The organism is Novosphingobium sp. BL-A-28-Hi1-0D, from assembly GCF_055521755.1.
In genome coordinates, this window is record NZ_CM145502.1 from 852,040 (window position 1) to 870,926 (window position 18,887).

Genomic DNA, 18,887 nt, shown 5'->3' on the forward strand with positions numbered 1-18,887 from the left:
CATTCAGGCTGCGGCCTTGATCTTGCGGTCCTCGGCAGCTTCCAGCAGCTTCTTCTCGACGGCATTCATGCGGCTTTCGCTGTCGATCTTCTCGCCCAGAACGTCGGTGATGTAGAAGGTGTCGACCGCGCGCTCGCCATAGGTGGCGATATGTGCCGAATGGACCACCAGCCGCGCCTCGAACAGAGCCCGCGCCAATTGGCTGAGCAGCGCCGGACGATCGCGCGCGCCAACCTCGATCACGGTGTAGCGGTTGGAGGCCTTGTTGTCGAAAATGACGATGGGGCGCACGTCGAAGGCATCGGCGCGTGGGCGGGCAAGCGGGCGCGCGGCCAGCTGCGGCACCAGCTTCACCCGGTTGGCCAGGGCATCGGCAATCGCGTTCTTCAGCCGCGCGATCTGGCTCGCCTCGTTGAGCGGGCGGCCGAGCGGGTCCTGCACGAGGAAGTTGTCGACCGCCGTGCCGTTGCGCGCGGTGTGAATGCGCGCGTCGATGATATTGCCGCCGGCAAGGTGAATGCCGCCCGCGATGCGGTAGAACAGGCCGGGGTGGTCGGCTGCCAGCACGGTGACCAGCGTCGCCCCGCGCGCCGGATACCAGTGCGCCTCGACCGACAGCGGCTCTCCCAGCGCGGTGTCCATCTGCTGCAGATTGAGCGCGATGATGTCCTCGGGCTCGGCGATCCAATAGGCATCGCGCAGCTGCTTGCCCACCGTGCCGATGAGCGCGTCACGTTCCTTGAGGATCGAGGCGACCGCCTTCTTCTTGGCCGCGATTCGCTCGGCACGGCCATGGGTCTTGTGGCCCAGCCGCAGCATTTCCTCGGCCGAGACGAACAGATCGCCCAACAGCTGGCGCTTCCACGAATTCCACACACCCGGTCCCACCGCGCGGATGTCGACCACGGTCAGGATCAGCAGCAGGCGCAGGCGCTCCTGGCTCTGCACGGTGTTCACGAAGTCGGCGATGGTCTTGTAATCGGCCAAATCGCGCTTGAACGCGGTTGCGCTCATCAGCAGGTGCCAGCGCACCAGCCACGCAACGAGTTCGGTCTCGGCCGCCGAAAGCCCCAGACGCGGGCAGAGCTTCATCGCCACTTCCGCGCCGAGCACCGAATGGTCGCCCTGACGGCCCTTGGCGATGTCGTGCAGCAGCGTCGCGACATAGAGCACGCGGCGCGAGGCGACCTTGCTGACCACTTCGCTGGCCAGCGGGTGATCGGCCTTGGCCTCGCCCTTCTCGATCTTGGCGAGCAGGCCTATGGCGCGGATGGTGTGCTCGTCCACCGTGTAGTGGTGGTACATGTCGAACTGCATCTGCGCGATGACCCGGCCGAAATCGGGCACGAAGCGGCCGAAAACGCCCGCCTCGTTCATCCAGCGCAACACCGTCTCGGGATCGTTGCGGCTGGTCAGCGTCTCCATGAACAGCGCATTGGCGCGCGGGTCCCGGCGCATGGCGGCATCGATCAGGCCGGAATCACGTCGCGCGATGCGCATGGTTTCCGGATGGATTTCCACCCCCTCTGCCGCCGCGCAGGAGAACAGTTCGAGCAGGCGGACCGGCTCGTCCTGAAACGTCGTGTCCGAAGGTGCGGCAAGCTTGCCCGCGTCGATCACGAACGGCCCCACCTTCTTGCGCCGACGGCTGCGCAGCGCTGCAAAGAAGCCGCGCTTCTCGCCCGCGAACTGCCCGTCAAGCTGGGCCAGGAACACGCCGGTGAGCGAGCCGACCTGCTTTGCCTGCAGGAAGAAGTACTGCATGAACCGCTCGACCGCGCTCTTGCCCGGGCGGTCGGCGAAATTCATCCGCATGGCGACTTCACGCTGAAGATCGAAAGTCAGCCGGTCTTCGGCGCGCTTGGTGATGGTGTGGAGGTGGCAGCGCACGGCCCAGAAGAAGTTTTCGGCGCGGCGGAACGCGCGGTATTCCTCGGCGGTCAGCAGGCCGACATCGACCAGCTCCGACGCATCGCGCACCTTGTGGATGTATTTGCCGATCCAGTAGAGCGTGTGCAGGTCGCGTAGGCCGCCCTTGCCTTCCTTGACGTTGGGTTCGACCACATAGCGGCTGTCGCCCAGCCGCTTGTGGCGCTGGTTGCGTTCCTCCAGCTTCTCGGCGACGAACTGCTTTTCGGTGCCGTTGACGACTTCCGCCCAGAACCGCGCAGACGCGGCATCGAACAGGTCGCGGTCTCCCCAGACATAGCGTCCTTCGAGCAGCGCCGTGCGGATGGTCAGGTCGCTCTTGGCCATGCGCACGACTTCGTCGAGCGAGCGGCTGGAATGGCCGACCTTCAGGCCCAAGTCCCACAGGTAATAGAGCAATGCCTCGATCACCTGCTCGCACCACGAGGTCGGCTTGATCGGGGTGACGAAGGCGATGTCGACATCCGAATGCGGCGCCATTTCGCCGCGCCCGTAGCCGCCCACGGCGATCAGCGAGATGCGCTCGCCCATCGAACGGTTGCTGGCACGATAGATGCGGCCGACGACGTGATCGTAGATGATCCGCACCAGCTGATCGACGAGGAATGCCTGCGCCTGCGCGCACTCGGTCCCCGCCGAAGGCTTGGCCTCGAGCCTGCGCGCGATCTCGGCTCGCCCGTCCTCAAGAGCGCCGCGCAGAAGCTCGACCACCGCGGCGCGCGATTTCTCGCCCTTCTCGGCAAAGGCGGCAGCAATTGCGTCGGCCAGATGGCGGCGGTCGATAATGGCACGCTGGTTGGCGATCCGGGGGAGCATCATGCTCCCACCATTATCGCCTCAGGTCCTAGCGTCCAGTAACAAAGGCTATCAGGAAGCCAGCCACTCCTTCGTGTAGCGTTCCCGCAAGGAGCGCTTGTCGACCTTTTCCGTGCCCAGACGCGGCAGGGCCTCGTGCACCTCCCAGAAGCGCACCGGGATCTTGAACGGTGCGATGTGCTGCTTCAGGAACTCGCGCAGCTCCTCCTCGGCCGCCGAACAGTCCTCCTTGGCGAGATAGACTGCGGCCGGAACTTCGCCGAGCTTTTCGTCGGGCAGGCCGAACACGCTTGCCTCGGCGATGCAGGGATGGGCGTAGATCGCGCTTTCCACCTCGATGCACGAGATGTTCTCGCCGCCACGGATGATGATGTCCTTCTTGCGGTCGACGATGAACAGGTAGCCCTCGGGGTCGAGATAGCCAAGGTCGCCGGTGCGGAAGTAGCCATCGGCGGTGATCGCCTCGCGCGTTGCCTTTTCGTTGTCCCAGTAGCCGAGGAAGTTGCAGATCGAGCGGATCGAGACTTCGCCGACCTGTCCCTGCGGCACGGGCTTGCCGTCATCGTCGAGGATGGCAAGCTCGACCAGTGGGCGCGAGGCGGTGCCGGTGCTGCCTGGCTTGGCGAGGTAGTTCTCGTTGAGATTGCCGCAGCCCACGCCATTGGTCTCGGTCAGGCCATAGCCGAGCAGCGGGAAGGCGTGGGGCAGTGCCTTGCGGATGCGGTCGACATGCTCGACCGGGCGCGGCGCACCGCCCGCTGCGAAGGAAACGCAAGTGGACAGGTCATAGTTGTCGCGGTCCGGATGGGTGGCGATCTCGAAGCTCATCAGCGGCACGCCGACGAAGTAGGTCACCTTCTCGCGCTCGATCAGCTTCATCGCCTCGACCGCATCCCACTTGGGCATCAGCACCAGCTTGCGGCCCAGCGCGAAGGACTGAAGGAACACCGGGACCTCGCCCGTCACGTGGAACAGCGGCACGTTGACCAGCGTGACCGGCTGCGAACCTTCCGCCGGACCCTCGCCCCGCGCCGTCAGGATCGCGAGCATGGCAGCGGACTGGCAGACGTAGTTCATCGTCCCCTGCACCACGCCGCGATGGTCGGAATAGGCGCCCTTGGCCGATCCGGTGGAACCGGAAGTGAATAGCACGGTGGCCAGATCATCGCCGGTGAGGTCCGGCAGGATCGTCTCCATCCCGCCGCCGTTTGCGAGCAGAGCGGCAAGGCCTTGCGCATAATCGCAGTCGTGGCCCATCGGCAGGATCTGCGCGCCATGGGCATGGCCTTCAAGCCGCGCGGCGCGCGGTGCATCGGCGATGACGAAGCGGCACTTCACCAGATCAATGCCGTGGGCCAGTTCCTCGCCCTGCCACCAGCCGTTGAGCAGGGTGGCGCAACCGCCCGCCATGAGCACGCCCATGTAGGCGATGACCCAGTTGGCCGAATTTCGCGCGGCAATGCCGACGCGTTCGCCCTTCTGCAGCTTCAACCCTTCGACCAGCCCGCCAGCGACATGGCGCGCGGCCTTGTAGACATCGGCGAAGCTCAGCCGCGTCTCGCCATCGACGATGAACGTCTTGCCACCATGGGTGGCGCAGAAATAGGCGAAGTAGGCCGGAAGATGTGGCGGTGCGGCGGCGATCATCGGCAACTGCTGCCCGAACCGCTCTATCGGAACCGTGTGGAACATCGCCCCATCGGCAGTAAGCGCGCCAAAGGCGCCGTCCATGGCAAGGTCCAGCTCGGTCTTCATGATACCCTTTCGTCTCCTCACCCTGACGCCGTCTTGTTTCGCGCCTTTTTCGGGTTTGCCTGCAACCTTTTCCCTGTGCCAATACGTTAGCCTATCGGGCGCGTTTGACAGCATGAAAACGGGCCAACCAAAACATGCTGGCCTTAAAGTTCTAGGGAGTTCGTTCCTTGCTGTCACTAGTGTCAACAACAACCGCGCTTGCCGTAGCGTCGGCCTCCGCAGCAAGCGGACATGCGCCGATTCGCTGGGAGGATCTGGGCATCGGGCCGATCGCGCTCGACCTCGGCTTCTTTGCGCTTAAGTGGTATTCGCTGGCCTATCTGGCAGGGATCGTGCTCGGCTACTGGCACCTGTCCAAGATGATCAAGCAGCCCGGATCGCCCATGGCGCAGCGCCATGCCGACGACCTGTTCTTTTACGCAACGCTCGGCATCATTCTTGGCGGGCGCCTCGGCTATGCGATCTTCTATGCGCCCGAACTGCTGACGCACCCCGGCAACCTGCTGAAGCTGTGGGAAGGCGGGATGAGTTTTCACGGCGGCCTGATCGGTACGGTGCTGGCCATCGCATGGGTCTCGTGGCGCGGCGAACTCAGCTTTGTCCGCGTGTGCGACTATATCTCGGTCTGCGTGCCCTTCGGCCTGCTGTTCGGTCGCCTTGCCAACTTTGCCAACGGTGAACTCTGGGGGCGCGAGGCCGGGCCGGATGTGCCCTGGGCGATGGTCTTCCCCGGCGGCGGTCTGGTCGCGCGCCACCCGAGCCAGCTCTACGAAGCCGGGCTAGAAGGCCTTGTGCTGGCCATCGTGCTGCTGCTGCTGTTCTGGAAGACCAAGGCACGCTGGCGCACCGGCCTGCTCGTCGGCACGTTCACCCTCGGCTATGCCCTGTCGCGCTTCACCGTCGAGTTCTTCCGCGAGCCTGACGCGCAGTTGCAGGACTTCGCGCTGCAGACGGGCCTGTCGATGGGCCAGTGGCTGACCATTCCGATGATGGCCGTGGGACTGTTCTTCCTGCTGCGCGGCCTCCTGAGAAAGCCGCTGGCAACAGGCGGAGCCGTTCCGGCGTGAACCCTCCGCTGCTCGATACCTTTGCCCGGCTGATCACCAACACCGGGCCGATCAGCGTGGCCCACTACATGGCCGAATCCAACGCGCGCTACTATTCCAGCCGCGACCCCTTCGGCACGGCAGGCGACTTCATCACCGCACCCGAGATCAGCCAGATGTTTGGCGAGCTGATCGGGCTGTGGCTGGCCGACATGTGGATCCGCGCCGGACGGCCTGAGCCGGTCCACTACGTCGAACTCGGACCTGGCCGTGGCACGTTGGCCCGCGACGCCCTGGGCGCGGCAAGGCGCTATGGCCTCAGCCCTCGCGTCCACTTCGTCGAGACCAGCACCGCGCTCAAGGCGATGCAGCTTGAACTGCACCGCGATGCGATCTGGCATGCCGACCTCTCGACCTTGCCAAGCGACGGTCCACTGCTGATCGTCGCCAACGAATTTCTCGACGCTTTGCCGGTGCGCCAGTTGGTGCGCATGTCCGAAGGCTGGCGAGAGCGCATGGTCGGCGTCGCCGACGGTCGCCTGATCCCGGTGGCCGGAAGCGCGCCCATGGACCCTGCTGTCCCCGCAGACCGCCGCGAAGCACCCGAAGGCACCATCGTCGAGACCTCACCCGCATGCGCTGCGGTAATGTACGAAGTCGCCGGGCGGCTGGCGGCGCAGGAGGGAGCAGCGCTGTTCATCGATTATGGCCATGCCCTGCCGCGCTTCGGCTCGTCGCTGCAAGCGGTGCGCGAGCATCGCAAGGTCGATGTCTTTGCCTCGCCCGGCGAAGCGGACCTGACCGCGCACGTCGATTTCTCTGCGCTCGCCCCCATCGCCCTGTCGCGCGGCGTGCGCTGGCTCGGCACGGTCGAGCAGGGCCGCTGGCTGCGCGCGCTCGGCATCGAAGCCCGCGCCGATGCGCTGGCCGCCTATGCCCCCGACCACGCCGAGGCTATCCACGCCGCGCGCGAGCGTCTGACCGGCGAAGGACAGATGGGCGTCCTGTTCAAGGTTATGGGACTCGCCGGGCCGCGCTGGCCGGATGGTGCAGGATTCGCATCTCCGGCCTGATCGCCGCAAAGCAGCGCCACAGGCCTGAAAACGCCCCGAAACACGGGGTGTGACAAGGGCTGATTCCCGCACCAAAATGCCTGTTGGCAAAGCCGGGGCTTTGCGTCTATCAGGCGCGCCAAGTGGGGGCCGGGGCCGTGCATTTGCGCGTGCCCGGTTCCCGTGCGGTTCCGGTGCCCATGTGGTTAGCCCCATGGGCAATTTCCAGAGCCGTTCCAAAGGGGCAAGTTGGACCGTGCGCGATCCGCGTGCGCGGCGGCAGCAGGCAGGGAATTTCAATGGCTGAACAGGCAAGCATCGACACTTCGGCACAGGCCGAAGAAGGCGTGCGCCGGCGCGATTTCATCAATATCGCGGCGGTGAGTTTTGCGGGAGTTGGCGGCGCTGCCGTGCTGGTCCCGCTGGTGAGTCAGATGGCACCGTCGGCAGACGTTCTGGCGCAGAGCTCCACCGAAATCGACATCTCGGCGATCCAGCCGGGGCAGGCGATCAAGGCGGTTTTCCGCAAGCAGCCGGTCTTCATCCGCAACCTGACGCCGGAAGAAATCTCCGCGGCCGAAAAGGTTGACGTCTCCTCGTTGCGCGATCCGCAGTCGCTGGAAGAGCGCACCAAGGAAGGCAAGACCAACTGGCTCATCACGATGGGCGTCTGCACCCACCTCGGCTGCGTGCCGCTGGGCGCCGGCGAAGGCGAAGTGAAGGGTGAGTTCGGCGGCTACTTCTGCCCGTGCCACGGTTCGTCCTATGACACCGCGGCGCGCATCCGCAAGGGCCCGGCACCGAAGAACCTCGAGGTGCCCGAGTACGCATTCACTTCCGACACTGTCGTGAAGATCGGCTGAGGACAGGAAACATGAGCTTTCCCTGGGCAAATGAATACAAGCCGGCCAACGGCCTGACGCAGTGGCTTGACGAAAAGCTGCCGCTGCCCCGCTTCGTCTACAACGCGGTCGGCGCCGGTTATCCGGTTCCGCGCAACCTGAACTACATGTGGAACTTCGGCGTTCTCGCCGGCTTCTGCCTCGTGCTTCAGATCGTGACCGGCGTCATCCTCGCGATGCACTACGCCGCCAACGCAGGCGTTGCCTTCGACAGCGTCGAGCACATCATGCGCGACGTGAACTGGGGCTGGATGCTGCGCTATGCGCACGCCAACGGCGCCTCGGCGTTCTTCGTCGTCGTCTATCTCCACATCTTCCGCGGCTTCTTCTACTCTTCGTACAAGGCCCCGCGCGAGATGATCTGGCTGCTTGGCGTGGTCATCTTCCTGCTGATGATGGCAACCGCGTTCATGGGCTACGTGCTGCCCTGGGGCCAGATGTCGTTCTGGGGCGCCAAGGTCATCACCGGCCTGTTCGGCGCGATCCCGGTCGTCGGCGAACCGCTTCAGGTCTGGCTGCTGGGCGGCTATGCGCCTGACAATGCCGCGCTGAACCGCTTCTTCAGCTTGCACTTCCTGCTGCCCTTCGTGATTGCCGGTGTCATCATCCTGCACATCTGGGCGCTGCACATCCCCGGCTCGTCGAACCCGACCGGCGTCGAAGTGAAGAGCGAAAGCGACACCGTTCCGTTCCACCCGTACTACACGGCAAAGGACGGCTTCGGACTCGGCATCTTCCTGCTGATCTACTGCGCAGTGCTGTTCTTTGCGCCGAACATGCTCGGTCACCCGGACAACTACATCCCGGCGAACCCGCTCTCGACGCCTGCACACATCGTTCCAGAATGGTACTTCTGGCCGTTCTACGCGATCCTGCGCGCCTTCACGTCGGACTTCTTCTTCATCCCGGCCAAGCTGATGGGCGTCCTTGCGATGTTCTCGGCGATCCTGGTGTGGTTCTTCCTGCCCTGGCTGGATACCTCGCCGGTGCGTTCGGGCCATTACCGTCCGCTGTTCCGCAAGTTCTTCTGGCTCCTGCTGATCGACGTGGCCGTTCTCGGCTACTGCGGCGGCGCGCCTGCTGCGGAACCTTTCGTGATGATCTCGCAGATCGCCTCGATGTACTACTTCCTGCACTTCCTCGTCATTCTCCCGCTCGTTTCGTCGATCGAGAAACCGGAACCGCTTCCGTTTTCGATCACCGAAGCCGTGCTCGGCAAGGATGAGAGCGCCGTGCTCAACGCCAACCCCGCTGCTGCCTGAGCCAGCCGAAGCGTTAGAGAAAGAGAACCCTATGGTCCGTCTTTTTGGCCCCCTGGTCGGCCTCTTCTTCGCGGTCGCGCTGCTCTGGTCGTTCGGCAACGGCGCCTACACCGCGATCCAGGAACCCGCTGCCCCCACGGCAGAGCACGAGTTCCATCTCCACCCCAAGGAAGTGAAGTTCGCTTCCGATGGTGCCTTCGGCAAGTTTGACAAGCAGCAGCTCCAGCGCGGCTTCCAGGTTTACAAGGAAGTCTGCTCGACCTGCCACTCGCTCAAGCATGTCGCGTTCCGTGACCTTGCTGCCCTCGGCTACTCGGAAGCCGAAGTGAAGGCGATTGCCAAGGAATGGGGCGCCAAGCAGCCGACCTTCGACCCGAAGACCGGCGAGCGCGGCGAGCGTGACAACATCCCGTCGGACTACTTCCCGACCGTGTACTACGCAGGCCAGGGCAATCCGCCAGACCTCTCGCTGATCACCAAGGCTCGTCACGACGGTGGTGCCTACGTGCACTCGCTGCTGACCGGTTATCAGGAGCAGCCCGCCGAGCTTCTCAAGAAGTTCCCGGATGCCAAGACCCCGGACGGCCTGTACTACAACCCGTACTTCGCGAACCTCAACCTCGCGATGCCGGCACCGCTCTCGGGCGACGGACAGGTTACCTATGCGGATGGCACAAAGGCCACCGTCGACCAGATGGCGACCGACGTCTCGGCCTTCCTGATCTGGACGGCAGAGCCCAAGATGGACAAGCGCAAGCAGACCGGTTGGGTCGTGGTACTCTTCCTTTTGGTCGCTACGTGCCTCGCCTATCTCGCCAAGAAGAACGTCTGGGCTGATAAGCACTAAGCTTCAGACACCGAGTTCCTCGCCCTGGCGAAACGAACAAAGGCCACCGGAAACGGTGGCCTTTTTCGTATCCGGCGATAGCATCCCGCCGCGATGACACCCGAAGAAATCAAGGCCCTCGTCCGCACTGTTCCGGACTTCCCCGCCCCCGGCATCCTGTTCCGCGACATCACCACGCTGATCTCACACGGACAAGGCCTGTCCGCCTGCGTCGATCATCTGGCCGACAGAGCGCGCGCCGCAGGCGCCGAAGCGATTGCCGGCATGGAAGCGCGCGGCTTCATCTTTGGCGCAGCCGTGGCGGCAAGGATGGGCGTCGGCTTCATCCCGGTGCGCAAGCCCGGCAAGCTGCCGGTCAAGACCATCGGCATCGACTACGCGCTCGAATATGGCCGCGACCGGCTGGAGATCGACCCTACCGCGATCCCGCAAGGCCAGCGCGTGGTGATGATCGACGACCTGATCGCCACCGGCGGCACCGCGCTAGCGGCTGCCGAACTGCTCCGCACGGCCGGGGCGCGCGTGACCCACGCGCTCTTCGTGATCGACCTCCCCGACCTCCACGGCGCCGCCCGCCTGCGCGATGCAGGACTCACGGTCGAGGCACTGATGGATTTTCCGGGGCATTGATCCGGTAATGTTTGATCTCGACCAGTTCTCGATGATTGGTGCAGTTCGTCTGCCGGGCCACGCTTTGCATGCCATCACCAGCGTTGTAGAGGCATTGGACTGCCTACCTAACGGACATGCCGGTCTTCGCCTGCGTGACAATGCAGCCCTCCGCGAACTGATCGGAGGACAAAGCAGCATCGGGCAGACGGCACGGCACGCCATAGGCCCCGGCGCCATGCCAGTTCGCGCGATTCTTTTTGACAAGTCAACGAAGGTAAAGTGGTCCCTTGGTTGGCATCAGGACCGTACGATCTGCGTGAATGGGAGGATCGACACGCCGGGTTACGGGCCATGGACGGTCAAGCAGGGCATTCACCATGTCGCCCCGCCCATCGAACTGCTCGAAAGGATGGTGACTATGCGGATCCATCTGGACGACGTTCCCGAGAGCAATGCACCTCTCCTCATTGCACCCGGGTCCCATCGCATGGGTCGCATAGCCGAGTGTGACGTTGCCGAAACGGTGAAGCGATGTGGCACAGTTGCCTGTGTCGCACACGCCGGTGATGTCTGGCTGTATTCGACACCGATATTGCATGCTTCCGAGGCCGCTGCCGCCCCCAGCCGCCGCCGGGTCCTGCAAATCGATTATGCTGCCGGCGCATTGCCGAACGGACTGACTTGGCCAGGTATTTGAAATGACTAAGGGCGGCCCACCGGACCGCCCTTTTTTATATTCAACCGGGCAGCAAAATCACTCCACCAGCATCAGGGCATCGAGCGCCACCACGCCCTCGCCCATGGGGTGCAGGATGACCGGGTTGAGGTCGATCTCGCGGATCGAGGGCTCCGCGCGCAGCACCTGCCCGACCTTGACGATAAGCTCCGCGAGCGCAGGCACGTCCAATGCAGGCGAGCCGCGATAGCCGCTGAGCAGCGCCGCGCTCTTGAGCTTCATCAGTTCGGCCTCGACCGCTTCCTGCGTCAGGTCTGCCGTCAGCAGGCGCACGTCCTGCAGGATTTCCGCGGTCACCCCGCCGAAGCCCGCCAGCACGACCGGTCCCCATTCGGGATCGTTCTTCGCGCCGACAATCATCTCCATGCCGCGCTTGCCCATGCCTTCGATCAGCACGCCATCGAGCCGGATCGACGCCGAATAGGCCGCGACATTGGCGTGGATGCGCTCCCACGCCTCGCGCACGGCGGCATCGCCAGCAAGGTTGAGGATTACGCCGCCCGCGTCGCTCTTGTGTCCGAGCGCAGCGGCCTGTGCCTTCATCGCCACAGGATAGCCCACGGCCTTCGCCGCCGCGACCGCGGCATCGGCGCTCGCAGCGAAACCGCCCTTGGGGAACGACACGCCGATGGGGCCAAGCAGCTCCTTAGACTTGTATTCAGGGATCACGCCATGGAAATCCGCCAGCCCCGCCAGCGGAGTTGCCGGAAGATCGTTGACCGAAAGATCCTGCGCCGCCCAGTGCGTCAGCCGCGTCACGGCCCGCAGCGCGCGCTCGGTCGTCGGGAACCACGGAATGCCCGCCGCGCGCAGCGCCGCGATGCGCTCGGCCGGAACCTCGGCCCCTTCGTCGAGGCCGGCAAAGATCACCGGCTTGGTCAGCGCCTTGCCCTCGACGGCAGCAAGGATCGCGGGGAACTTGATCGCACAGGTGATCGGTTCGGCCTGGATGATCCCGGCGAACACGGTGCCCACGCGATCATCATCCAACAGCGCCTCGATGCAGCGGGTGTAGATCGCCGGTTCGGACAACCCTTGCGCGGTGATGTCGAGCGGGTTCGAAACCGGCACGAACGGTGGCAGCGCGGCGCGCAACAGCGGCGAATCCTCATCGTGCAGATCGGCCAGCGGCAGATCGAGTTCCTCCGCCAGATCCAGCGTCAGCGCCTTGAATGCGCCCGATTCTCCCAGCACCGCGGTATTGCCCGAAGGCAGGACCGGGCAGCGCGCGGCGATCTCGGCAATGTCGCCCAGTTCTTCCAGCGTCTCGGCAAAGATCACGCCAGCGCGCGCGACCATGGCGCGCATCAGCTTGTAGTCGCCCGCCATCGCGCCGGTATGGGTCGCCGCCGATTCACGCGCCGCGCTCGACTTGCCGGGGTGGAGCAGCACCACCGGCTTGCCCGCCGCCATGGCCCGTCGCGCCGCCGCCAGAAACGCCTGCGGCTTGCGGAACTGCTCGACGATCATCGCGATGGCATGGGTATCGTCCTGATCGACCAGCCAATCGACATAGTCCTCGACACCGCTCGCAGCCTCGTTACCGGTCGAGACCGAGTAGGACACGCCGCAATCGCGCGCGAGCAGCATCGTGCCCAGCACCGCTGCCATCGCGCCAGACTGCGAGACGATGCCCACCGCGCGCTTGCCCACAGGCGGCACGGCATTGGTCTCGACGAAGGTCAGCGGAATACGGTCGACATAGTTGACAAGGCCAAGGCAGTTCGGCCCCTCGACGACCATGCCTGCCTCATGCGCGATGCGTGCGATCTCGCGCTGTTCGGCAAGGCCTTCCTCGCCGCCTTCGGCAAAGCCTGCCGAGAAGATCACCACGCCGCCGCACTTGCGCGCCGCGAGCGACTTGACGGCACCGAGCACGCCAACGCGCGGAATGGCCAGCACGGCAACGTCCACGCCTTCGGGCAGCGCCTCGACAGATGGGTAGCAGCGCTTGCCCATGATCTCTTCGCGCTTGGGGTTCACCGGATAGATCGCGCCCGCATAGCCATTGCGATCGAGATTGGTCAGGATCGTCGCGCCAAGCGCACCCGGCTTGTCCGAAGCCCCGATGATCGCCACGGATTTCGGGCGCAGGAAACGGTCCAGCGCGGCGTGAGAGAGACTCGCTTCGGTCATCAGGCATCCTCCGATTTCGCTATGCGATATAACAATGATCGGAGGGAGGGCAAGTGGCCTGCGGTCAGGCCCGCACGACCCTTTGGTGCAAGATGCCAAACGGCGCGCGGCCTGTGGCATCGACCGCTTCCATCCGCACTGTATCGCCAAAGGCCATGAACGCGGTCTTCGGCTCGCCCTCATCCAGCACTTCGATCCCGCGCCGCTCGGCGATGCAGGAGGAGCCGATTTCGCGGAAGTTGGCATTCGAGACGGTGCCCGAACCGATCACCGTGCCCGCCACCAGATCGCGCGTGCGGGCAGCATGCGCAACCAGCTCATGGAAGCCGTAGCCCATCGCGTGGCCGTTCGCCGAGCCGAAGCGCTTGCCATTCCAGTCAACCAGCAGGTCGAGGCAAACGCGTCCGTCCTTCCACGCATCGCCCAGCTCGTCGGGCGTCACCGCGAAGGGCGCCATCGCGCAGGCAGGCTTTGCGCCGATCCAGCCGAACCCGGTCTTCATTTCCGGCCCTGCCAGCGTGCGCAGCGACCAGTCGTTGATCTGCACGATCAGGCGGATGTGCCCCAGCGCCTCGGCCGCAGTGGTGCCCATTGGCACCGCATCGACAATCACCCCGAACTCGCCCTCGAAATCGATGCCGAGGTCCTCGGACGGAAACCGTGCATCGGTGCCGCTTGCCATGAAGGTATCGGACATGCCCTGGTACATCAGCGGCACGTCGGTCTTGGGCTTGGTGATGCCGAGCACGGCGTCCATCAGGTCGCCGTGGCTCTGGAAGGCAGAGCCATCGAGCCATTGCCACGCACGCGGCAGCGGGGCGAGCAGAGCGGCCTGATCCAGCGCTTCAGGGAACTCCGCGATCGCCGCCAGCTGCCGCGCCAGCGCGGTCCACTGCTCCATCAGGTCCTGCAGCGTGGCCACCGGGGCCAGTGCATAGCGGTCCCCCGCAGGCGATAGCAGCACCAGCCGCCCGTCACGGGTGCCGTCGTTCAATGTTGCGAGGCGCATCTCATTCTCCCTTTGCGGCCGTGACCTAGCCTCGGCTCAGGTCACGCGCAAAGGAATGGTTTTTATCGCCCGGCATACACGCGATGAATGATGTTCAGTCGAGCGGCCGCCAGTCGAACTGCAACTCGCCCTCGCGATGGGCGAAGCGGTTGAGATGGTCGGCCACCACCTGCTGCATCCGGGAAAGATCGCCCTCGCCCTCGATCCGGCAAGTCACTTCCAGCGCAGCATCGGACGCGGCCAGTTCCACCGGCCCGAACGGAAGCGCCACCTTTCCGGCATGCGGATCGAACGAGACTTCGAACTTGTGGCCCCAGTGCTTGCATAGCTGCTGGAGATAACGGCTGGCACTGGCGGTAGGAACAACGGCACGGCTGGCAGGCATGGAGACTCGCTTTCAAGATCAACTTCGTTACGTCTAAGATATATCTTTGAATGCGCCCGTCAAGACCCTGATTCAAACTTCGCGACGATCCCCGGTTGACGAACCCGCGTCCGCCGTGGCAAGCGCCCGCCATCGCTGCCACGCAGTTCAAAGCGCGCTGACCCTGAGCGGGTATAGCATAGTGGTAATGCACTAGCCTTCCAAGCTAGCTAGGCGGGTTCGATTCCCGCTACCCGCTCCAATTTGCCGTCCAGCCGCGTCCGTCGGCGTCTAGACAAACTCCAAAAATCCAAGGTATTTAGCGGTTATCAGGCCGCAAGCGTTCACCCGCGTCCACATTCAGCCACCAGGCTTTGGGGGTATGATTGGGGGGGGTATCTGCAAGAGGCCAATTCGATACCCCCACCCCTGGGGGTATTTCAGGGGTTAATCCCCGGAAAGGCTGGCGACACATGGCGCTTACAGATGTGGCAATCCGAAATGCCAAGCCGGGAGAAAAGGCGATCAAGCTGGCGGACGGCGCTGGTATGTTTCTGCTCGTCACCCCGGCTGGCGGAAAGCTCTGGCGGCTAAAGTATCGGATCGATGGGCGGGAAAAGCTGCTAGCGATTGGGGCTTACCCTGAAATCGGTTTGAGCGAAGCCCGCAAGCGGCGCGAGGAAGCACGGGCGCTGATCGCTCAAGGGCAAGACCCCTCGCGCGAGAAGCAGCGGGACAAGGTGCGTTCGCGCATCCAGGCAGCCGACACGTTCACCGCCATCGCCAACGAGTATTGCGCCAAGCGCAAGCGTGATGGGGAAAGCGGCTGGTCGCCTGCCACGGCGACCCGCAGCGAATACCTACTTTCTCTACTGAACACCTCCATCGGGAAGCTGGCGATTGCGGACATCGAGCCCGCCGACATTCTTGCCGCGGTTCGCAAGATCGAAGGCAAAGGCAATCTGGAGAGCGCGAGGCGCACCCTGCAACTGGCCAGCATGGTCTTCCGCTATGCCGTCGCCACCGCGCGGCTGCGATCGGACCCTACCCGCGATCTGCGTGGCGCGCTCACTGCGCCGAAAGTCACGCATTATGGGGCGATTACCGAAGCCAAGCGCGTTGGCGAACTGCTGCGTGCCATCGATGGCTATGAAGGTAGCGGGATCACCAAGCTGGCTTTACAGATTGCTCCCCATGTTTTCGTCCGTCCCGGCGAACTGCGCCATGCCGAATGGAGCGAGATTGACCTCGACGGCGCGCTATGGATCATCCCGGCGGGCAAGATGAAAATGCGCAAGGCGCATCACGTGCCCCTATCGGCGCAGGCAGTTGCCCTGTTCCGCGAAGTGCAGGCGGTGACTGGGCCAACCGGTTACGTGTTCCCATCGGTCCGCACCCGCACCCGCCCAATGAGCGAAAACACGATCAACGCCGGACTTCGGCGACTGGGCTACGGCACCGATGAAATGACGGCGCATGGCTTCCGCGCTATGGCTTCCACATTGCTCAACGAAAGCGGAAAATGGAACCCGGACGCAATCGAACGCGCGCTTGCCCATGGCGATATCGATAAGGTGCGCGCGGCTTACCATCGCGGCGCGCACTGGAACGAGCGTGTCGAAATGGCGCAATGGTGGTCGGACTACCTCGACACCCTACGCAGGGGTGCTGAAATCATCCCAATTGGGTCAAAAGGCCGGTGACCACCGGCTAGACTCCAACCATGTCGTATTTCAAGAGTGGCGCGTGGACGAACGCCAAAAGCTTCAGATCGGGCTCATAGTCGCGCAGCAGTCGCGACAACTCAGAGCCATTTTGATCACCCGCATTGATGCGTTGAAAAGCGACCATGCGGCCCGGGGCATCCTGCAATCAGGTATGACCATTAAAGCAGCAGCGCAGATCGTGTCAGATGCCATCGAACGGTTGTCTGGTGAATTGCTCGCCGAAGCTGATCGAATTTGCCGTGATCTTGCGGCCTTTGATCTTGTAAGTGATGCGGTCAGCAATGCGATTGGCATTGGCGAGGAACTTTTCTGGCCGGTCGTCAAACTCGCAACAGGTAAACCGGAAAGACCACTCGATCCCTCAGTTGAGCGGGCGGCTGGCGAACTCATCGCGAACCTGAAAAACGATACGGAAGCACGTCTTGGAATCGCCAGGTTCGATTTTGACGCGCCAATTGGTCAGGGACCAAACTTAGAGGGGACGCAGGATGATCGTCCTCCGAGCACGCCAAAGGGCGGAAGACCACCAGCTGAATTTTGGGACGATCTTTGGTCGGCAATTGCCATTGACCTTTACACCGGTGCGCTCGTCCCAAAGTCACAGGCGGATATTGAGCGTGCCATGAATGACTGGATTTCCGCTAAAAATCAGTCTTGCGCTAATAGCACAGTACGCAAGCGGGCCCGCAAGCTTTGGGACGGTTTGCGCGCGGCAGAGTAGTTTTCGCCCTTTTTCGCCCTTTTCCGGCCGATTCAAAATCCGGTCATCGGCATCCACCGTCGTGTCCGCTGGCGTACGCCAGTTCGCAGGAGCACGACAAATGGATCGCTATACCTATTCCATCAACGAAACCGCCCGACTGTTGAGCATCGGCCGCACGACGGTCTATGCCATGCTGGCTGACAAGCGGTTGGAAGCGGTCAAGGTGGGCACGCGCACGCTGGTGAAGGCGGAATCGATCCGCCGCTTGGTGGACGGGCAGGGCTAAGCCGCCATGCCTGTCCGTCGGGCAAATCCGACCCGCGTGAAGCTGCACCGGAGCTACAGCGTCGAGGAGCTGGCGCGCTGTCTCAACGTGCACAAGAACACCGTGCGGCACTGGCAGGCCAACGGGCTGGAGCCAATCGACAAGGGCCGCCCCGTCTTGTTTCAGGGGGCAACCGTGCGTGGCTTTCTGGCCAACCGGAATACCAGCCGCAAGCAGCCTTGTCCGCCCGGAACACTCTATTGCTTCCGCTGCCGTTCGCCCCGCACCCCGGCGTTGGGCATGGTCGATTTCGTGCCGATGCGCCCCGGCAGCGGCAACTTGCGCGCCCTGTGCGAGTGCTGCGAAACCATCATGTACCGCCGGATCCGCGAAGCCGATGTTGCCAAGATCATGCCTGGATGCACAGTCCAATTCACGCAAGGCCAGCCACGCCTAAGTGGGCAGACCGCCCCTTCCCTGAATTGTGACTTCAAGAGGCAAGGCTAGACCATGGCAAAACACAACGCATCAAACGAACGGGTGAAGCGCGATTACTTCCGCTTTCTGGCCGAAGCCAAGGGGCGCGATACTGCGACGATTGACCGAGTGGCGAAGTCGCTCGCTCGCTTCGAAACCAGCACCAGTCACAAGGACTTCAAGCGGTTTCACCGCGAGCAGGCCGTGGCGTTCAAGCGGCGGCTGGGCGACGCCTTGGGCGAGCGTTCCGGCGAACGGCTCAGCAAGGCAACGGTGCAATCCGCCCTGCGCGATCTGAAAGCGTTCTTCGAATGGCTGGCGCGCGAACCCGGCTATCGCTCGCATATCGAATATGCGGATGCCGACTATTTCAACCTGAGCGAAAAGGACGCCGCCATCGCCCGTGCCCGGCGTGACAAGCCCGTGCCGACGCTGGATCAGGTGGCCCGCGTCCTGGCCGTCATGCCTTCCGCCACCGTGCTGGAACGCCGCGACCGGGCGCTGGTGGCTTTCGCGGCGATCACCGGGGCGCGCGTTATGGCGCTGGCTACGTTCCGGCTGGGCCACGTCAATCTGGATGGCGGCTTTGTCGAACAGGATGCCCGCTCCGTGGCGACCAAGTTTGCAAAGACCTTCCGCACCGTGTTCATGTCGGCTTGCGATGGCGCGCTGGATATCGTGGCGGAATGGGTGTCGGAACTGCGCGACGTGCACCTGTCAGGACCGGACGATCCGTTGTTCCCGGCAACCGCGATGGGGTTAGGCGAACATGGCGGGTTTCAGCCGCAAGGGCTGGCGCGCCATGGCTGGGCATCGAGCGGGCCGGTCCGCGACGTGTTCCGCCGGGCGTTTGAAGGCGCGGGCCTGCCCTATTTCAACCCGCACAGCTTCCGCGACATGCTGGTGCGCCACGCCATGACGCTGGACCTCTCCCCCGAAGAAATGAAGGCTTGGAGCCAGAACCTCGGGCATTCCGACGTGCTGACCACCTTCACCAGCTACGGCACCGTGCCGCTGCACCGGCAGACGGAGTTGATCCGTGCAGGAGCCTCGCAGACGACTGCCGACCCCCTAGACGATCCGGACATTCGCGCGCTGATTGGGAAAATTCGGGACAAACCCCGCTAACTGGACCGAGATTGGGAACCTATGAAGTTTGCGTCCCGGCACCAGATGGCGAAATCTGGATGACTTTAGGGCACCATTTGCTAGCGTGCAGACGATCAGGTTTTGCCTTTCAGACTAAGAG

17 protein-coding genes and 1 tRNA gene are annotated in these 18,887 nt (G+C 63.7%); 13 read left to right on the forward strand and 5 right to left on the reverse strand.

What is annotated here, in order from left to right; translation table 11 throughout:
• Nucleotides 1-3: 3 nt before the first annotated feature.
• Both ACZ1JW_RS04340 and ACZ1JW_RS04345 read right to left on the reverse strand, forming a co-directional pair.
• Nucleotides 4-2,748, reverse strand: a complete 2,745-nt coding sequence (locus ACZ1JW_RS04340) for a [protein-PII] uridylyltransferase (protein WP_465142070.1) — start codon at nt 2,746-2,748, stop codon at nt 4-6.
• A gap of 48 nt (nt 2,749-2,796) precedes the next feature.
• Entirely contained in the window at nt 2,797-4,500 is a 1,704-nt protein-coding gene (locus ACZ1JW_RS04345; RefSeq protein ID WP_465142071.1) for a class I adenylate-forming enzyme family protein, read from the reverse strand.
• A gap of 167 nt (nt 4,501-4,667) precedes the next feature.
• Between ACZ1JW_RS04345 and lgt the strand changes: the two genes are divergently transcribed.
• The 7 genes from lgt (at nt 4,668) to ACZ1JW_RS04380 (ending at nt 10,918) form a co-directional block, all read left to right on the forward strand.
• Complete coding sequence (lgt, locus tag ACZ1JW_RS04350) at nt 4,668-5,567, forward strand: prolipoprotein diacylglyceryl transferase (protein ID WP_465142072.1); 900 nt, start codon at nt 4,668-4,670, stop codon at nt 5,565-5,567.
• Nucleotides 5,564-6,619 carry a class I SAM-dependent methyltransferase gene (locus tag ACZ1JW_RS04355; RefSeq protein ID WP_465142073.1) on the forward strand — a complete coding sequence of 352 codons (1,056 nt, stop codon included), beginning with the start codon at nt 5,564-5,566 and terminating at the stop codon, nt 6,617-6,619. Before lgt ends, ACZ1JW_RS04355 begins: the two co-directional genes overlap by 4 nt.
• A gap of 278 nt (nt 6,620-6,897) precedes the next feature.
• The gene (gene petA, locus ACZ1JW_RS04360; protein ID WP_465124698.1) at nt 6,898-7,461 is read left to right on the forward strand and encodes a ubiquinol-cytochrome c reductase iron-sulfur subunit; all 564 of its coding nucleotides are present in this window, start codon (nt 6,898-6,900) and stop codon (nt 7,459-7,461) included.
• Between the two features lie 11 nt (nt 7,462-7,472).
• A complete protein-coding gene (locus tag ACZ1JW_RS04365; protein ID WP_465142074.1) occupies nt 7,473-8,762 on the forward strand; it encodes a cytochrome b in 1,290 nt (429 codons plus the stop codon).
• Nucleotides 8,763-8,793: 31 nt separating this feature from the next.
• Complete coding sequence (locus ACZ1JW_RS04370) at nt 8,794-9,609, forward strand: cytochrome c1 (RefSeq protein WP_465142075.1); 816 nt, start codon at nt 8,794-8,796, stop codon at nt 9,607-9,609.
• 93 nt (nt 9,610-9,702) lie between these two features.
• Nucleotides 9,703-10,239 (forward strand): adenine phosphoribosyltransferase, encoded by a 537-nt coding sequence (locus ACZ1JW_RS04375; protein WP_465142076.1) that lies wholly within the window; start codon nt 9,703-9,705, stop codon nt 10,237-10,239.
• Nucleotides 10,240-10,246: 7 nt separating this feature from the next.
• Nucleotides 10,247-10,918: a phytanoyl-CoA dioxygenase family protein gene (locus ACZ1JW_RS04380; protein ID WP_465142077.1), complete on the forward strand. Its 672-nt coding sequence runs from the start codon at nt 10,247-10,249 to the stop codon at nt 10,916-10,918.
• A 57-nt stretch (nt 10,919-10,975) separates the two neighbouring features.
• Here ACZ1JW_RS04380 and ACZ1JW_RS04385 read toward each other — a convergent pair whose 3' ends face one another.
• The 3 genes from ACZ1JW_RS04385 to ACZ1JW_RS04395 form a co-directional block, all read right to left on the reverse strand.
• A complete protein-coding gene (locus tag ACZ1JW_RS04385) occupies nt 10,976-13,093 on the reverse strand; it encodes an acetate--CoA ligase family protein (RefSeq protein ID WP_465142078.1) in 2,118 nt (705 codons plus the stop codon).
• A gap of 64 nt (nt 13,094-13,157) precedes the next feature.
• On the reverse strand, nt 13,158-14,102 hold the full coding sequence (locus tag ACZ1JW_RS04390; protein ID WP_465142079.1) for a fumarylacetoacetate hydrolase family protein: 945 nt from the start codon (nt 14,100-14,102) through the stop codon (nt 13,158-13,160).
• Between the two features lie 94 nt (nt 14,103-14,196).
• On the reverse strand, nt 14,197-14,487 hold the full coding sequence (locus tag ACZ1JW_RS04395; protein WP_465142080.1) for a DUF2218 domain-containing protein: 291 nt from the start codon (nt 14,485-14,487) through the stop codon (nt 14,197-14,199).
• A gap of 167 nt (nt 14,488-14,654) precedes the next feature.
• On the opposite strand from ACZ1JW_RS04395, the gene ACZ1JW_RS04400 reads away from it, so the two are divergent.
• The 6 genes from ACZ1JW_RS04400 (at nt 14,655) to ACZ1JW_RS04425 (ending at nt 18,766) form a co-directional block, all read left to right on the forward strand.
• A tRNA-Gly gene (locus tag ACZ1JW_RS04400) sits at nt 14,655-14,728 on the forward strand.
• Nucleotides 14,729-14,939: 211 nt separating this feature from the next.
• On the forward strand, nt 14,940-16,169 hold the full coding sequence (locus ACZ1JW_RS04405) for a tyrosine-type recombinase/integrase (RefSeq protein WP_465142081.1): 1,230 nt from the start codon (nt 14,940-14,942) through the stop codon (nt 16,167-16,169).
• Nucleotides 16,170-16,212: 43 nt separating this feature from the next.
• A complete protein-coding gene (locus ACZ1JW_RS04410; protein ID WP_465142082.1) occupies nt 16,213-16,914 on the forward strand; it encodes a hypothetical protein in 702 nt (233 codons plus the stop codon).
• 100 nt (nt 16,915-17,014) lie between these two features.
• Nucleotides 17,015-17,182 (forward strand): helix-turn-helix domain-containing protein, encoded by a 168-nt coding sequence (locus ACZ1JW_RS04415; protein ID WP_465142083.1) that lies wholly within the window; start codon nt 17,015-17,017, stop codon nt 17,180-17,182.
• 6 nt (nt 17,183-17,188) lie between these two features.
• A complete protein-coding gene (locus tag ACZ1JW_RS04420; protein WP_465142084.1) occupies nt 17,189-17,668 on the forward strand; it encodes a helix-turn-helix domain-containing protein in 480 nt (159 codons plus the stop codon).
• A 3-nt stretch (nt 17,669-17,671) separates the two neighbouring features.
• The gene (locus ACZ1JW_RS04425; RefSeq protein WP_465142085.1) at nt 17,672-18,766 is read left to right on the forward strand and encodes a tyrosine-type recombinase/integrase; all 1,095 of its coding nucleotides are present in this window, start codon (nt 17,672-17,674) and stop codon (nt 18,764-18,766) included.
• Nucleotides 18,767-18,887: the final 121 nt, after the last annotated feature.